12 protein-coding genes and 1 pseudogene are annotated in these 13,381 nt (G+C 33.9%); 3 read left to right on the forward strand and 10 right to left on the reverse strand.

Annotated elements, in window-relative coordinates:
- Window positions 1-325: 325 nt before the first annotated feature.
- From GKZ86_RS23565 to GKZ86_RS23590, 6 genes and pseudogenes are all read right to left on the reverse strand, one after another.
- Window positions 326-1,060, reverse strand: a complete 735-nt coding sequence (locus GKZ86_RS23565) for a metallophosphoesterase (protein ID WP_154785487.1) — start codon at window positions 1,058-1,060, stop codon at window positions 326-328.
- Between the two features lie 23 nt (window positions 1,061-1,083).
- Complete coding sequence (gene arsB, locus GKZ86_RS23570) at window positions 1,084-2,154, reverse strand: ACR3 family arsenite efflux transporter (protein ID WP_154785488.1); 1,071 nt, start codon at window positions 2,152-2,154, stop codon at window positions 1,084-1,086.
- Window positions 2,155-2,156: 2 nt separating this feature from the next.
- The gene (locus tag GKZ86_RS23575; RefSeq protein ID WP_154785489.1) at window positions 2,157-2,771 is read right to left on the reverse strand and encodes a low molecular weight phosphatase family protein; all 615 of its coding nucleotides are present in this window, start codon (window positions 2,769-2,771) and stop codon (window positions 2,157-2,159) included.
- Window positions 2,772-2,817: 46 nt separating this feature from the next.
- Window positions 2,818-3,291 (reverse strand): annotated as a pseudogene (locus GKZ86_RS23580) (DUF6428 family protein).
- A 97-nt stretch (window positions 3,292-3,388) separates the two neighbouring features.
- Window positions 3,389-3,874 (reverse strand): GNAT family N-acetyltransferase, encoded by a 486-nt coding sequence (locus tag GKZ86_RS23585; RefSeq protein ID WP_154785490.1) that lies wholly within the window; start codon window positions 3,872-3,874, stop codon window positions 3,389-3,391.
- Between the two features lie 10 nt (window positions 3,875-3,884).
- A complete protein-coding gene (locus tag GKZ86_RS23590; RefSeq protein WP_154785491.1) occupies window positions 3,885-4,217 on the reverse strand; it encodes a helix-turn-helix transcriptional regulator in 333 nt (110 codons plus the stop codon).
- Window positions 4,218-4,558: 341 nt separating this feature from the next.
- On the opposite strand from GKZ86_RS23590, the gene GKZ86_RS23595 reads away from it, so the two are divergent.
- Entirely contained in the window at window positions 4,559-5,647 is a 1,089-nt protein-coding gene (locus GKZ86_RS23595; protein WP_154785492.1) for a hypothetical protein, read from the forward strand.
- A gap of 427 nt (window positions 5,648-6,074) precedes the next feature.
- Window positions 6,075-7,097, forward strand: a complete 1,023-nt coding sequence (locus GKZ86_RS23600) for a YhcG family protein (protein WP_154785493.1) — start codon at window positions 6,075-6,077, stop codon at window positions 7,095-7,097.
- A 292-nt stretch (window positions 7,098-7,389) separates the two neighbouring features.
- Here GKZ86_RS23600 and GKZ86_RS23605 read toward each other — a convergent pair whose 3' ends face one another.
- The 3 genes from GKZ86_RS23605 to GKZ86_RS23615 all read right to left on the reverse strand — a co-directional run bounded on the left by GKZ86_RS23605 (window position 7,390) and on the right by GKZ86_RS23615 (window position 11,089).
- Window positions 7,390-8,247 (reverse strand): IS3 family transposase, encoded by an 858-nt coding sequence (locus tag GKZ86_RS23605; RefSeq protein ID WP_317173653.1) that lies wholly within the window; start codon window positions 8,245-8,247, stop codon window positions 7,390-7,392.
- Window positions 8,190-8,549, reverse strand: coding sequence for a transposase (locus GKZ86_RS23610; RefSeq protein WP_059118738.1), 360 nt, complete (start codon window positions 8,547-8,549; stop codon window positions 8,190-8,192). Before GKZ86_RS23610 ends, GKZ86_RS23605 begins: the two co-directional genes overlap by 58 nt.
- Before the next feature lie 581 nt (window positions 8,550-9,130).
- A complete protein-coding gene (locus GKZ86_RS23615) occupies window positions 9,131-11,089 on the reverse strand; it encodes an LTA synthase family protein (RefSeq protein ID WP_154785495.1) in 1,959 nt (652 codons plus the stop codon).
- A gap of 812 nt (window positions 11,090-11,901) precedes the next feature.
- Between GKZ86_RS23615 and GKZ86_RS23620 the strand changes: the two genes are divergently transcribed.
- The gene (locus GKZ86_RS23620; RefSeq protein ID WP_317173651.1) at window positions 11,902-12,108 is read left to right on the forward strand and encodes a hypothetical protein; all 207 of its coding nucleotides are present in this window, start codon (window positions 11,902-11,904) and stop codon (window positions 12,106-12,108) included.
- A gap of 456 nt (window positions 12,109-12,564) precedes the next feature.
- Here GKZ86_RS23620 and GKZ86_RS23625 read toward each other — a convergent pair whose 3' ends face one another.
- Window positions 12,565-13,356, reverse strand: coding sequence for an SDR family NAD(P)-dependent oxidoreductase (locus GKZ86_RS23625; RefSeq protein ID WP_154785496.1), 792 nt, complete (start codon window positions 13,354-13,356; stop codon window positions 12,565-12,567).
- Window positions 13,357-13,381: the final 25 nt, after the last annotated feature.

Here is a 13,381-nt window from a genome sequence, read left to right on the forward strand (position 1 = left end):
TTAGGTGGTCAATTTAAACCAAAACTTGGTGGTCAATTTAAATTGGAATCAGATGATCAATATCACTGGTTTTTACAGTTTTCGGTACAGAAACAAGAAGTTACTTCCTCGGATTTTTCATTAAGATAATAAGTTCTGAGTGTTCCTTTTTTTATAAAAGCCACTTCTTGACATATTTTGCCCTGCATTGCAAAATAATTGTTTTTAGGTAAACTACGTCGTTTAAAATATTGGCTGTAATTTTCAAATTCCTGATCGCTGACAGGAGTAAGACTATTCAAAAATAATTTAAAATTTTCCATGAATGATTTTATTGCGGCAGTTCTTAATATGCTTTTCGAAGCATAAGTGCGTAAACGTTTGGTAGCGGACTTTCTTCAATAGCCATCGCAGTTTTTTCAATATCATAGTCGACTCTTATGAATTCTACCTGTACACCTTCTTTTTTTGAGAGATTACTGCTTTTGTCAATAGTTAGTACTGCATAACAGCTTTTAGGATTTCCGTCCTTTGGTTTTCCTACTGATCCTGCATTAATAGCATGGAAATAACTTCCTTTTTTATTTGGGTTTTCTAAAACTCTATGATAAGGCTTGTGTGAATGGCCACAAATAATAATGTCAGCATTGGAGTCAAGAAAAATAGCAGTAAAATCTTTTTCCTTTTTATCCTCAAGCAAATATTCCTTATTGCTGTAAGGACTGCCGTGTACCATTAAGATCTTGATTAGTTTATCCGCTGTCTGAAATTCTAGTTTAATATGGGAAGGAAGAGCAGAAAGATATTTAATCTGCTCTTTGCCCACTATTTGATATGCATAACTTTCTGAGTCATTAGAACCCTCATTATGTATTTCTACAGCTTTAACATCATGATTTCCTGCCAGAGTCGGAATATGTCTTTTACGAATTTCATTTATCACGGCGTTAGGGCATAAATTATAACCTACCAAATCTCCGAGGCAGTAAACAGTATCAATATTCTGCTGTTCGATACTTTTTAAGGTTTGTTCCAGTGCTGGAAAATTGGCATGTATATCCGATATTATTGCAATTCTCATCTTTTAGAAATTAGTATTAGAAACTATGCTGTTTTTAAATAATACTTTTTTCTGAACCAAAACGCAACATTAACCAGTGCAATAAGTGCCGGTACTTCTACTAATGGCCCGATAACTCCTGCAAATGCCTGACCGCTGTTTATTCCAAATACACCAATCGCCACTGCAATTGCAAGTTCGAAATTGTTTCCTGTGGCGGTAAATGCTATTGCTGTCGCCTTTGAATAGTCAGCACCGAAATATTTTCCAACAAAGAAGCTGATGATAAACATTATAGTAAAATATATTACAAGTGGAACTGCGATACGAACAACATCCATAGGAATCTGGACAATCAATTCTCCTTTAAGACTGAACATCACTATGATGGTAAAAAGCAGCGATATTAGTGTAATAGGAGAAATAAATGGTACATATTTAGTTTCAAACCATTCGGTTCCTTTTATTGCAATTAGAGCATAACGGCTTATTATTCCAAGAGCAAAAGGAATTCCTAAATATATACCAACGCTCTCGGCAATCTGGCCAATGCTTATGTTAACTTCAAATCCATTATAACCAAAGTAGGGAGGAAGAACAGTTATGAAAATATATGCATATACACTGTAAAGCAGAACCTGAAAAATGCTATTAAGTGCAATAAGGCCTGCAGCATATTCCCTGTTTCCATCTGCGAGATCATTCCAAACCACAACCATTGCAATACAACGAGCCAAACCTATCAGAATGACCCCTATCATATATTCCGGATATCCATTTAAAAAAAGCAAGGCTAGTAAAAACATTAAAATAGGCCCAACAATCCAGTTTAGAAAAAGAGAAGCCCCCAGAATTTTTGTGTTTCTAAAAACCTGTCCCATCTGCTCATATTTCACTTTGGCAAGAGGCGGGTACATCATAAGAATAAGCCCAATAGCCAAAGGAATATTAGTTGTCCCGCTTGAGAATGAATTTATAAAATTACCACTGGACGGAATAAAATATCCTATTGCTACACCAAGGGCCATAGCCAGGAAAATCCAGAGCGTTAAAAATCTATCCAAAAAGCCTAATTTTTTGCGTCCTGCAGCAGGCGCACAGTTATTTGCTGACATTTTTATTGTTTGATTTGTGAGAATACATAAAACATTTCAGTCCCAATCTGCAGGCTTCGCTCCTGATAAACTTCTTTTTGCTGCGGTGTGCCGTCGGAAATTTTTGGATCTTCAAAAGTAATCGGTACACGCTTTTCGGCACCTGCAATAAAAGGACAGCCTCCATCAGCTTGTGAACAGGTCATTATAGCAACAAATTCACTCTCAGGATTAAAATCATCATCATAGGTCTTAGAAAAGCCAATAACTGGTAGTTCATTTGCTGAAAATTTTATAGAGTAGACAGGATTTTGACTTTCAGAAATAGTTTTAACTTTAAACCCAGCGTGTTGCAGGGTTTCGGCTACCATTGGGAATAGGGCAGTTGCTTCTGTTCCTCCTGAATAACAGGAAACATTCTGTATATTATAATGTGCAGCAGCAGTCTGCGCCCAGACCTGAGATAAGTGGCTTCTTCTGGAATTATGTGTGCAGATTAAATTAAGTCTAATCGGCAGTTTGTTGTTGACTTTATTTTGGATATAATCAACTAAAGGCTGCAGGATAGTTTTACGCTCTTCTGAGATCTGATTAAAATCAAATGAGTTTATGGTGTTTTTTATTTCAGTAAATAACATAGTTTTTGTCTGGTATTTATAATAGGTGTTTAATTGTTATTAAAAATTAGCAGCAGCCTGATCCGGGTGCACATGAATTTGCACTATCAGCATTTAACTGAGATAATTGTACTCTTGATTTATCTGACGGTATTCCGCATTGTTCCTGAGCTAAACATGCAGTCTGTTTATTTAAAAGAATAAAGTTTTTGCCATTAAAATCAAGATCATATTTACCAATTGTGGTATCCTAGTATTCCACTTCAATTTCATGGTCTTCAATGCCTAAAACTTTTTCTGAAAGTTCAATAATATGAATCAATTTTTGTGGTTTAAGCCTGTGTTCACAATCATTGGCATCCCATAACTGAAAATTAACAACTGTTTCTTTTCTTACTGTTCCGCCACAATCAATAAAGTTTTTAGTAATTAGGCCAACTTCTGTTACGTGGAAATATTCCGGAACAAAATTTCCGTTTGGCAATTCAAAATTTACAGCTTCAACTGTTTTTAATACTTCTTTAATTTCTGAAAGTTTCATGATTTATGTGTTTTAAAAATTTATAATATTTTTTTGCAGCAGTGGTAATAACTATGATTAAGCAATTACTTCTGCTATTGTATTTATAATTAAATATTTAATTGATCAATTTGCTTCTTCTTTCCAGAAGAACGGTATCTCTCCAGATTCCATTTTGCTTTCCGATTTTTTCGCGAATGCCTAAAATCCTGAAACCTGCCTTTTCATGGATACGCAGACTTGCTGTGTTTTCCGGAAATATACCAGCCTGAAGTGTCCAAATACCATCAGCTTCACTTAAATGAACAAGCTCATTTAAAAGTATAAGACCGATTCCTTTACCTGACTGTTCTGGATCAACATATACGCTGACTTCGGCTACGCCTGCATAAACACATCTTGAAGAGACCGGTGTTAGTGCTGCCCAGCCAAGAAGCTGCCCATCTTTTTCTGTAACAACTCTGCAGGAGGCCAAGTGTGATGCATCCCAATCTTCCCATGAAGGAGTACTGGTCTGAAAAGTAGCATTACCGGTATTTATGCCTTTTTCATATATCAACCTAACCTGTTCCCAGTCACTAGCTAATAAATTTCTGATTTCCATACTGATGAATTTAGCAGCATTCGTTTCTCTTTTTTTCTAAATGAGCAGTGATATGTTCGAAAAAACCTTTTATTTTTTCTAATCCCGGTTCATTAATACAGTAACAAATAGAGTTACCGTCAATGCTTCCTTTTATCAAGCCTGCATTTTTAAGTTCCTTAAGATGCTGCGATACTGTCGGTTGCGATAAAGGCAGTTCATTAACTATATCTCCACAGATACAAGTATCTACTTTTAGTAGATATTCCATAATAGCGATTCGGGCGGGATGTCCTAAAGCCTTAGCTAAAACCGCAAGTTCGTTTTGACTGTCTGTAAAATAATCTGTTTTTGTAGCTCCCATTGTTTTATATTTATATTGCAATATTACGATAATGTTTTGAATGAAAAAAGAAAAAATGCTATTTTTTATAATTTTAGAATTTCATAGAATAAAAAAAATTGAAAAGAAGAGATCGATTAGACTACAAAATAATTGTTGAAATCTTTGATAATGGGCTATCGAAGGGTATCTATATCACGGAATAGAAATAGATGCAATAAGAAAACTGATTTTAAGAACTGCTATTGTCGATTTGCAAATATTTTTTAAGTAGAAATTCCCTTGTAGCATCAAGAAGAAAATTGATAAAATGTACTATCCATTAATGTTGTCACGTTTATAGATCTCTAAAGCGGAGTACTATGAAAACAATCACTTTTACAAGGGCGGAATTATACGATCTTGTCTGGAAAAAAAACCTCGGACAAATTAGCCATTTGTATGGTCTCTCTAGTTATGGGATTCGACAGGCCTGTGCCACGCTTAAAGTTCCACTTCCACATGCAAGTTATTGGATACAGTTAAAACATGGTTATAGTTGGGTTGCTAAACTTTCAGAGGCTTATGAGGGACCCGAATCGATAGAGATACTTAAAAAGAAGTACGAAACTAATGTGCCCCCGCCAGTGCCCTCGCCCATAGTAATCCGTACCAGAGAAATCGAAAAAGACCCGAAGGCTCCCCTTACCGTCGGGGAGCGACTCACAAAACCTCACAGGCTCATACAGATTACCAAAGACAGCTGGGACAAACGCGATAAAAGCAAAAGAAACTGGGAGCCCGATATGGAAGGAATCTCATTGAATATGGCTGATGCGCTTAAGCCCAGGGCACTGCGCTTTATGGATGGGTTTATCAAATTGCTGGAGTACCGCGGTCATGAATTCAGAAAGAACCAGTATGGCTATACGGTGGCACTGGTGGATGGCATTGAAATTGAGGTCTATCTTCGTGAAGCAGACAAACGTGTACCTTCAAAGTCCGGTTACGGCACAGATCTCGTGCCAACGGGCATCTTTATTTTTCAGGTGGGAAAGTATTCCGAACAGAAAGAATGGCGTGACGGAAGTACACCAATAGAGGGACTGCTGGCAAGGATTTTGGCAAAGCTGGAGCTGATGGCAGAGAAAGAAAAGGAGTGGCAGGAAGAGAGCAGGCTGCGTCAGATCGAACGTGAAAAGCAGGAAGCTATTACAAGGGCTGCTGCCGAAAGAAAACAAAAAGAAGTGCAAGATTTCAAAGCTTTGCTAAAGGCTGCTGAGCGGTTTGATGAAGTTACAAGACTGCGCAACTATGTAGAGGCGGTTCAAAAACAGGTCGATCCACTGGATGAGGAGATCCGGCAGTGGATAGTGTGGGCTGAGAAAAAGATCAACTGGATGGATCCTCTGGTGGGAACCCCTGACGACATCTTGACAGAGTCTGACCTGACGCAGTATAAAAAATGGTAAATGGTGCCCTTTTTTACATATTTTCAAAGTGAATTTTATAGTTAAAATTTATCGACGTAGTTAGTAATCATTCGAACTTGTGCGTTTAGATGTTTGTTTAACAGTGATGTAATTTGTTTTTTGAGTATAGATGCATCGATTCTGCCCCAAAATTAAAAATGGCGATAATTTATTATTGCGATAAGCTTACTACCATAAAATTTTTCGCTAAAAAGAAACTAATTTAAAAATTAAGAGTAATTGCGTTATTCCTATTTTGACATCATGATTAGGTTTAAAGTATGCAAGTAATTTGTAATATACTTTTGAAATGTTTGTATTAATGCTAAAATAAAGTTTTGGAGGATATATTTTATTATCTGTGTCAATTTACTTTTAGTATTTTTGTTTTGTAAGATGCATTCTACGACACTTAATAAATCACACGATGGCAGATAGAGAAAATGATATAGTATTTATTGAAACTGATTTATTCGACGAATTATCCATACTTGTCGAGCAAACTCAACAGCAAGTTATTGTTCAAAACAATAGTTCTCTAACATTGCTTTTTTGGGAGATTGGTTTTAGAATTAACGATACTATACTTCAAAATAAACGAGCAGAATATGGAAAACAAATTGTGTCGGCATTGTCTGTACAATTGGAAAATAAATACGGAAGAAATTTCGAAGAAAAAAATCTTCGTAGAATGATGCAGTTTGCTGATCAGTTTGCAGATAAAGAAATTGTCGTGACACTGTCACGACAATTAAGCTGGTCCCACTTTTTAGCAATAATACCCATTAAAAATCCGGAAGCCAAACTGTTCTATGCTAATCAGGTAAGCGACCAGTTAATGAGTGTTAGGGATTTACGAAAGCAAATAGCAGCAAAAACTTTTGAACGTACTGAAATAGCCAATATTCAAACGACATCATCTCCATATAATTTACAATACTCATTTAAAGATCCTTATTTGTTAGATTTTTTAAATTTAGGTAATGCCTATCTGGAAAAGGATTTAGAGCAGGCAATATTGTATGAGTTGGAAAAATTCATTCTTGAACTAGGGAAGGGATTTACTTTTGTCGAGCGTCAAAAAAGAATGATTATAGATGGTGAAGATTTTAATTTAGATTTACTATTTTATCATCGTAAATTAAAACGGCTAGTTGCGATTGAATTAAAATTAGGAAAATTCCAAGCTAAACATAAGGGGCAAATGGAGTTATATCTGCGATGGCTGGACAAGTATGAAAAGCAGCAAGGGGAGAAAACACCAATTGGATTAATACTCTGTGCAGAAAGCAGTCGTGAACAAATAGAATTACTCGAAATGCACAAAGATGGGATAATAGTTGCTGAATACTGGACTGATTTACCGCCTAAAAAACAGTTTGAAGAAAAAATCCATTCATTACTGACCGAAGCAAAAGAAAAAATAGAAAGAAAATACCTTTCTGAATAAATTTCTATTATACCCACACTGGACACAATTGGAAATTGTAAGGACATTTTTTTAATTACTTTTTAATAATTAAAGAACTGTTAGTAAATTATTTTTACAATATTGCCTTTTTAGCGGGCATATACAGTTTCAAACCACAATATGTAAGGCTCTGATTTAACTGGATTTTAGTTCCCAAATTATGATGTGTTACGCTTCTGCCATAAAACGCCACGCTTTATTGTATTTTTTGTAATGTTTAAAGCTTGATTTTTTGACATTAATTTTTAAATTGGAAAAAAGCGCTTCTTTTTTATTTCGACTTTAAATTATGGTATTCGGTAATTGTAAAATTTCCCAAGGCAGAGTGTCTTCTTTCAGTATTATAGAAATTTTCAATGTATTCCGAAATTGAGGTTTTTGCTTTTCGTCTGGTTTTATAATTATTTTTTGAAATCAATTCTGTTTTCAACGTTTTAAAAAAACTTTCTGCTACTGCGTTATCATAACAGTTTCCTTTTCTGCTCATGCTTCTTGAGATTTGGGGATTTTTTGTAATTATATAGGTAAAATCTTTACATGCGTATTGGATCCCCCTGTCAGAATGAAATATTAATCTTTGGCTGCTGGTTAAAGGGCGGTGTAATACACTTTTTTTATAAGCGGCAATAGAAGTGTCGATTGCTTTCATAGTTTCACTTGCTGACCAGCCTATTACTTTGCGGTCAAATAAATCAATGACTATGGTAAGATATAGCCAGCCTTGTCCAGTTCTGATATAAGTAATGTCAGATACCCAAACTTGGTTTTCTTTTCTAACTTTAAAATCCTGGTTCAGCAAATTATCTACTACAGGATATTTATGAAATGAATTTGTAGTTTTTTTGAATTTTAATTTCGAAACTCTTTGTAAATGCAATCTCTGCAGCAACCTTCCGACATACCCTAGAGAGATTTTAATGCCAATTGAGTGTAATTCCTTTGTAATTCTTGTGCCGCCGTATCTGCCTTGACTCCAATTAAAGATTCTTGAAATTTCAGAACATATAAATGCCCTGCGATCTCTTTTGCTATTGGGCTGGGCTTTGTTCCAACGGTAAAAACTGCTTCTGTTTATTTCGAAAACCTGGCACATCTTCCCGGTAGGGAATATCTGAGCATTATCTTTAATAAATTGATATTTTGCCTGCCTTTCTTGGAGAAGATGCTTAGCTCCTTTTTTAGAATATCGCGTTCAAGTTTTATATTTTTAATTTCTTTCCTCAATTTCAATAAATCTTCTTTAGTGATATCTGTAGCGGTTAATTTTGAAAAAGTAAGTTTCCCATCCTTATGCAGTTTTTTCCAATGTGAGAGAGTATTTTCGCTAATTCCAAGTTCTTGGGCAACGTCAATGATGCTCCCGTATTTTATGCTCATATCAACAGATGATATTTTAAATTCTAAGCTGTATTTTTTTCTAACTGTTTCCATGCTCTTAAAGGTAAAGAGAATAATTATTTGGCCTGTAGAATTAGAAGTAATATTTCACAATTCTGACTGGATAATTACCTGTTAAATTTCTAATTGCTGTATATTGAATTTACTGGCTTTTTTGGTTTAAAAGAAGTATACTGCCTTAGCTTTTTGGTGCGTTTACGAGAGGTATTCCAGAATCTCTGTGCACCGATTCTGCACCCAAATTCAATTTTACTATTTCAATATTCAAACATGCACAAAAATTAGAGTACTAACGAACTAACAAGAAGTTGTATTATTCTTTTGCTTTACAAATATAATTATAAATATTTAAAATGCAGGGCTTCCATAAATTTTGACTTTTTGTAGACTTTGAAAAGTTTCCTTTTAAATCAACCGCAGAGTGTAAAAGTTTCTAACCTAAACTTCTTAGGCCTTGATTTTGCTGATGTTGTACTTTTTCAAAATGAAATGCGCCACGATTCTGCCATAAAACTTGGAATGGTCAAATATCTTTACAAACCACCTTAACTTTTTGTGGCAAAAAGGGTATCCACTCCAAATTGGATTGATTATAAAATGTATATAGGTTACTATTATTTTAATAATTTATTGGTAAAAAGGTAATCGGCAGTCTGGTACCATGCAATAGTTTCTTCAAGGAACGGCTGGTTCATAGGTATGGACTTAAGGCTGTTATCTTCTTTATTCCAGGAGTAAAAAGCCTGTTTTTTCTGGTCTGATAAAATCATTACTTTTTCTTTTTTCATCAATACCAGCTTACGATAGGTACCCATTAGGGCACGCTCTTCAAACTTTGGATCAAGTACGTTTTTTCCAAAAAAGTCAGACTCATAATTCCATTTGAAAATAGAGAACAGGGTAGGCCACAGGTCAATCTGAGAACACTGCCTGGTAATTTTTTGGTTGTACTGCTCGGGCAGGTTTACTATGAGAGCCGGAATATGATAATTGGCAACATCTATTTCATCCTTGCCGGCGCTGCTGGCACAGTGGTCTGCAATGATTACAAACACCGTATTTTTAAACCACGGTTTCTGGCTGGCTTTCCTGAATAATTCCCTTAAGGCAAAGTCAGTATATTTTACTGCTCCTTCACGGCTGGTTCCAGATAGAATGTCAATTTTTCCCGATGGATAGGTAAAGGGCCTGTGATTGGAAGTGGTCATGACAAAATTGAAAAAAGGCTTATTGTTTTTATACTGCGCATCAGCAACGCTAAGCATTTTATTGAAGATATCTTCATCGCATATTCCCCATGCATTCTCAAATGTTACTTCATTGTCATCGATGTTATATCTGGTTGTTTTTATCTTATCACTCAGTACACTACCGCGCCCCCGGTCATATATTGTAAAGCCGTTTCCGCCAAAATAGGCATTCATGTTATCAAAATAGCCGTCTCCTCCGTAGAAAAAATTACAGTCATATGCTTTTGATTTAAAAACACTGCAAACCGTATATAGATTTTGATTTTCAGGTCTTTTTACAATCGACTGTCCTGGGGTGGGAGGAATACAGAGTGTCACTGCTTCCATACCCCGAACTGTTCGGGTACCTGTTGCGTAAAGATCATTAAAAAATATACTTTTCTGGGCCAGACTGTCCATAAAAGGTGTTATGTTTTCCTTGTTTCCAAACTCCTTTAAAAAACTGCCGCTTAAGCTTTCAACCAGAACAAAAACTATATTTTTTTTCTGGTCAGATGCTGCGCTGTCCTTTATGGTTCTATGAATAGAATATCCCGCAGAATTGTAACGGGTATTCGGATCTTTAAGTTTTTCTTTTATAATTCCAAATGCTTTATCGTTACCTATAGAAGTATAGAAATCAACATACTTCATCTGGTTGTTGCGAAAAGCAGCAAAAAAAGAATAGATTCCTGATTTTGAAATTTCCGAGTTATAACGATTCGCTGACCATTCGGCCTGATAATTATGGATAAAAAATCCAAAGAATAATGCAACCGCTACCGAAACGCTCAAAACCGTTAATCTGGTTTTTGCACTTGCTTTGGTTGTAAAGGTACTAGCGAAGGCTCCTCTTTTAAAGAAAATGAAAATAAAAAGCATAGTAAGTAGCAGCACACCTCCAACCAATAAAGGAAGCGGGTAGGACTGCTCGATATTAGCCACTACTTCATGGGTATAGATTAAGTAGTCCACTGCTATGAAATTAAAGCGAGTCTTAAACTCATCCCAAAAGGTCAGTTCTGCAAAAAAGGTAAACACCAGAATAAAGACAGTTAAGGTGGTAAAGAAATAAATTAAAATTTTATCCAGGACTGAACCAATCCATTTGTTAGGCATAACCGTATAATAAAGAATAGCGGTCAGTGTCACAAAAGTAATTGTTCCGATATCATAGAATAAGCCTGTAAAAAGTGTTCTGAAAAGGTTTATGATGTTCCAGGATACTTCATCATACTGCCATATAAAAAAAGTGATTCTAAGGATTTGTGACAGGATTAAAAACCATATCATAAAATAGAATAATACAGCGTATCTGCTGTGAGACGGATTTAGTTTCGGCATAACTTTTAATAAGCGTGAATTTTAAAATACAATTCAGAATTAATTCTGAATTTTTAATAACTGATTAAAAAAAATCTAAAATTTGTAACTGATTCCAAAACATATTACTGGTGTTTCGTAATAATCTTTGGTGATATAACTAAAATCTTCTTATTTTATTTTTTTTGTAAGACTAATGTATTAAAAATATCCATTGCATTTAAAAATACTTCACCTTCTCTTTTTTACAATGTTTTTTGTTTATGAAAAAATTTATGTTGTGTTAAAGTTAATTTTTGAGCCAATTATTTTCTAATTTTAGCGTAGATTTTATAATGTCAATTTAAAATTTAGAAAGCAAAAAGTTGTTAAACTGCAGGTTCGTAAGGATCTGAACGTACTCCAGCAAAATGATATAATTAAATTAAAAGGCAACTCAATTTCTAAGGGCTATACTGAAATTATTAATATTTTGGATCAAGACGATGAATTTCATTTCAATTCTTTTGAAAAGCCTGCAGAGGGCAGGATGGAAGTTCAGGAGTTATATAACTATTAAATAATACCGTAATTAAGTGAAGAGATTTCTACAATAGCTCATTAATTGTCAATATTAAAAGCTATGTGTTGCATAGTATTTTAAACTTTTTAAACATTCTAAATCCTGTTATGATGAGAAGATGAATATTTTTAAATAATAAATAAAAAGGAGTTGTTTTTTAACAGAGCAAAAAATAAAAAATATCTACATTTGATTTGAATTAGGTCCTTATTAATTTTAAAATATCTGTGATGGAAAAAGCTATAAAACAAAAAGTCCAAAAGGATTTGGATTGCCAGCAAAAGTTGAAATAATCAGACTAAAGGGAAGTTTAATTTCTAAGGGATATACAGAAATTATATATATTTTATATCAGGATAATGAACTTAATATCAATTCATTAGAAGCCACAGATGAAACGAAAAGTAAAGTTCAGGAATTTATAAAAGTATTTGTAATTAAAGAGAACATGGCAGATACAATATCGCTTTTTAAATAAATTTTTAACGGTTATAATTGATTAAATATAAAAACCTCCAGTGGAGGTTTTTATATTTAATCAATTTATAAATTATGTAACTCAAAACTTGCAGAAATACTCTAAAAAAAGCTTTAAGTTTTTGTCGCAAAAAAGGAATTCATTCCATTTCAGCTTTGTCACGAATGCCACAAATCCCAAATTGAACGTTTTAATCTGTTAAATTGTTTAAAATAAATGTTATAATTCATAAGTATTTCAATTGTAAAAATATATTTTTTTAAGAAATAATTTCGAACTCTTTTAAATCACACAAAAATGAATTCAAGAAAATACAAATTCAATTTTTGTAGTAAAATTAAAATCGACTCCAGATTTGTTTGTTATTGAACACGGACAAGTGCAGAAACGATATAATTTTGTTGACCAAAAAGAATAATTTTAATTTTTATTACGGAATATATCAATTTAGAATAATTAGATAGTTTTTAAAACACCTCCATCTGCTCTTAATGATGCTCCATTCGTAGCAATTGAAATCGGACTTGACAAATAAACAGCCAGCGAAGCAATTTCTTCAGGATCAATGAAACGCTGTAATAAAGAGTGTGGATTGGTCTGCTGTATAATGGCATTTTTCATTTGTTCAATTTCGATATTTTGTAAAGCAGCAATATGTTCAATTGTTGAAGCAACTCCGTCAGAATAAGTTGGTCCGCCTAAAATAGCATTCACTGTAACTTCCGTATCTGTAGTTAGTTTAGATAAACCATTACTTACTGCCGTCATTGCAGCTTTTGTCATTCCGTAATGAATCATATTTCCTGGAATATTCACGCCAGATTCACTGCTAATAAAAACAATTCTTCCTGATTTTTTCTGAAGCATTTGCGGTAAAAGTTTTTTAGAAAGCCTAATACAGCTCATCACATTAACTTCAAATATTCTATACCACTCTTCATCTTCCAGATTTTCAAAGTCTTTTAATTCGAAAATACCAACGTTATTAATCAAAATATCAATATTATTTAATTTAGTTAATAAAGCAGTTACTTCTTCTTTTTTTTTAAAATCACATACAATTCCTGAAATTACTGCATCTGAAAATTCATCGTTTAATTTTTGTACGGCTAAATTTGTCTTTTCTTCATGTCTTCCATTGATTATGACTTCAGCTTTTTCATTTAATAATTGTTTGGCAATTGCAAAACCAATTCCTTGTGTCGAACCACTTATAAATGCTCTTTTTCCTTCTAATTTTAAATTCATTTTTATTATTTTAATTTTGTAATGA

It is taken from the genome of Flavobacterium sp. LC2016-13 (genome assembly GCF_009707955.1).
Lineage (GTDB): Bacteria > Bacteroidota > Bacteroidia > Flavobacteriales > Flavobacteriaceae > Flavobacterium.

Coding starts and splice junctions, on each gene's coding strand:
- GKZ86_RS23610 (WP_059118738.1), bottom strand. CDS start 8,549: ATGGAAACAGTTAGAAAAAAATACAGCTTAGAATTTAAAATATCATCT.
- GKZ86_RS23615 (WP_154785495.1), bottom strand. CDS start 11,089: ATGCCGAAACTAAATCCGTCTCACAGCAGATACGCTGTATTATTCTAT.
- GKZ86_RS23575 (WP_154785489.1), bottom strand. CDS start 2,771: ATGTTATTTACTGAAATAAAAAACACCATAAACTCATTTGATTTTAAT.
- GKZ86_RS23585 (WP_154785490.1), bottom strand. CDS start 3,874: ATGGAAATCAGAAATTTATTAGCTAGTGACTGGGAACAGGTTAGGTTG.
- GKZ86_RS23625 (WP_154785496.1), bottom strand. CDS start 13,356: ATGAATTTAAAATTAGAAGGAAAAAGAGCATTTATAAGTGGTTCGACA.
- GKZ86_RS23565 (WP_154785487.1), bottom strand. CDS start 1,060: ATGAGAATTGCAATAATATCGGATATACATGCCAATTTTCCAGCACTG.
- GKZ86_RS23595 (WP_154785492.1), top strand. CDS start 4,559: ATGAAAACAATCACTTTTACAAGGGCGGAATTATACGATCTTGTCTGG.
- GKZ86_RS23590 (WP_154785491.1), bottom strand. CDS start 4,217: ATGGGAGCTACAAAAACAGATTATTTTACAGACAGTCAAAACGAACTT.
- GKZ86_RS23600 (WP_154785493.1), top strand. CDS start 6,075: ATGGCAGATAGAGAAAATGATATAGTATTTATTGAAACTGATTTATTC.
- arsB (WP_154785488.1), bottom strand. CDS start 2,154: ATGTCAGCAAATAACTGTGCGCCTGCTGCAGGACGCAAAAAATTAGGC.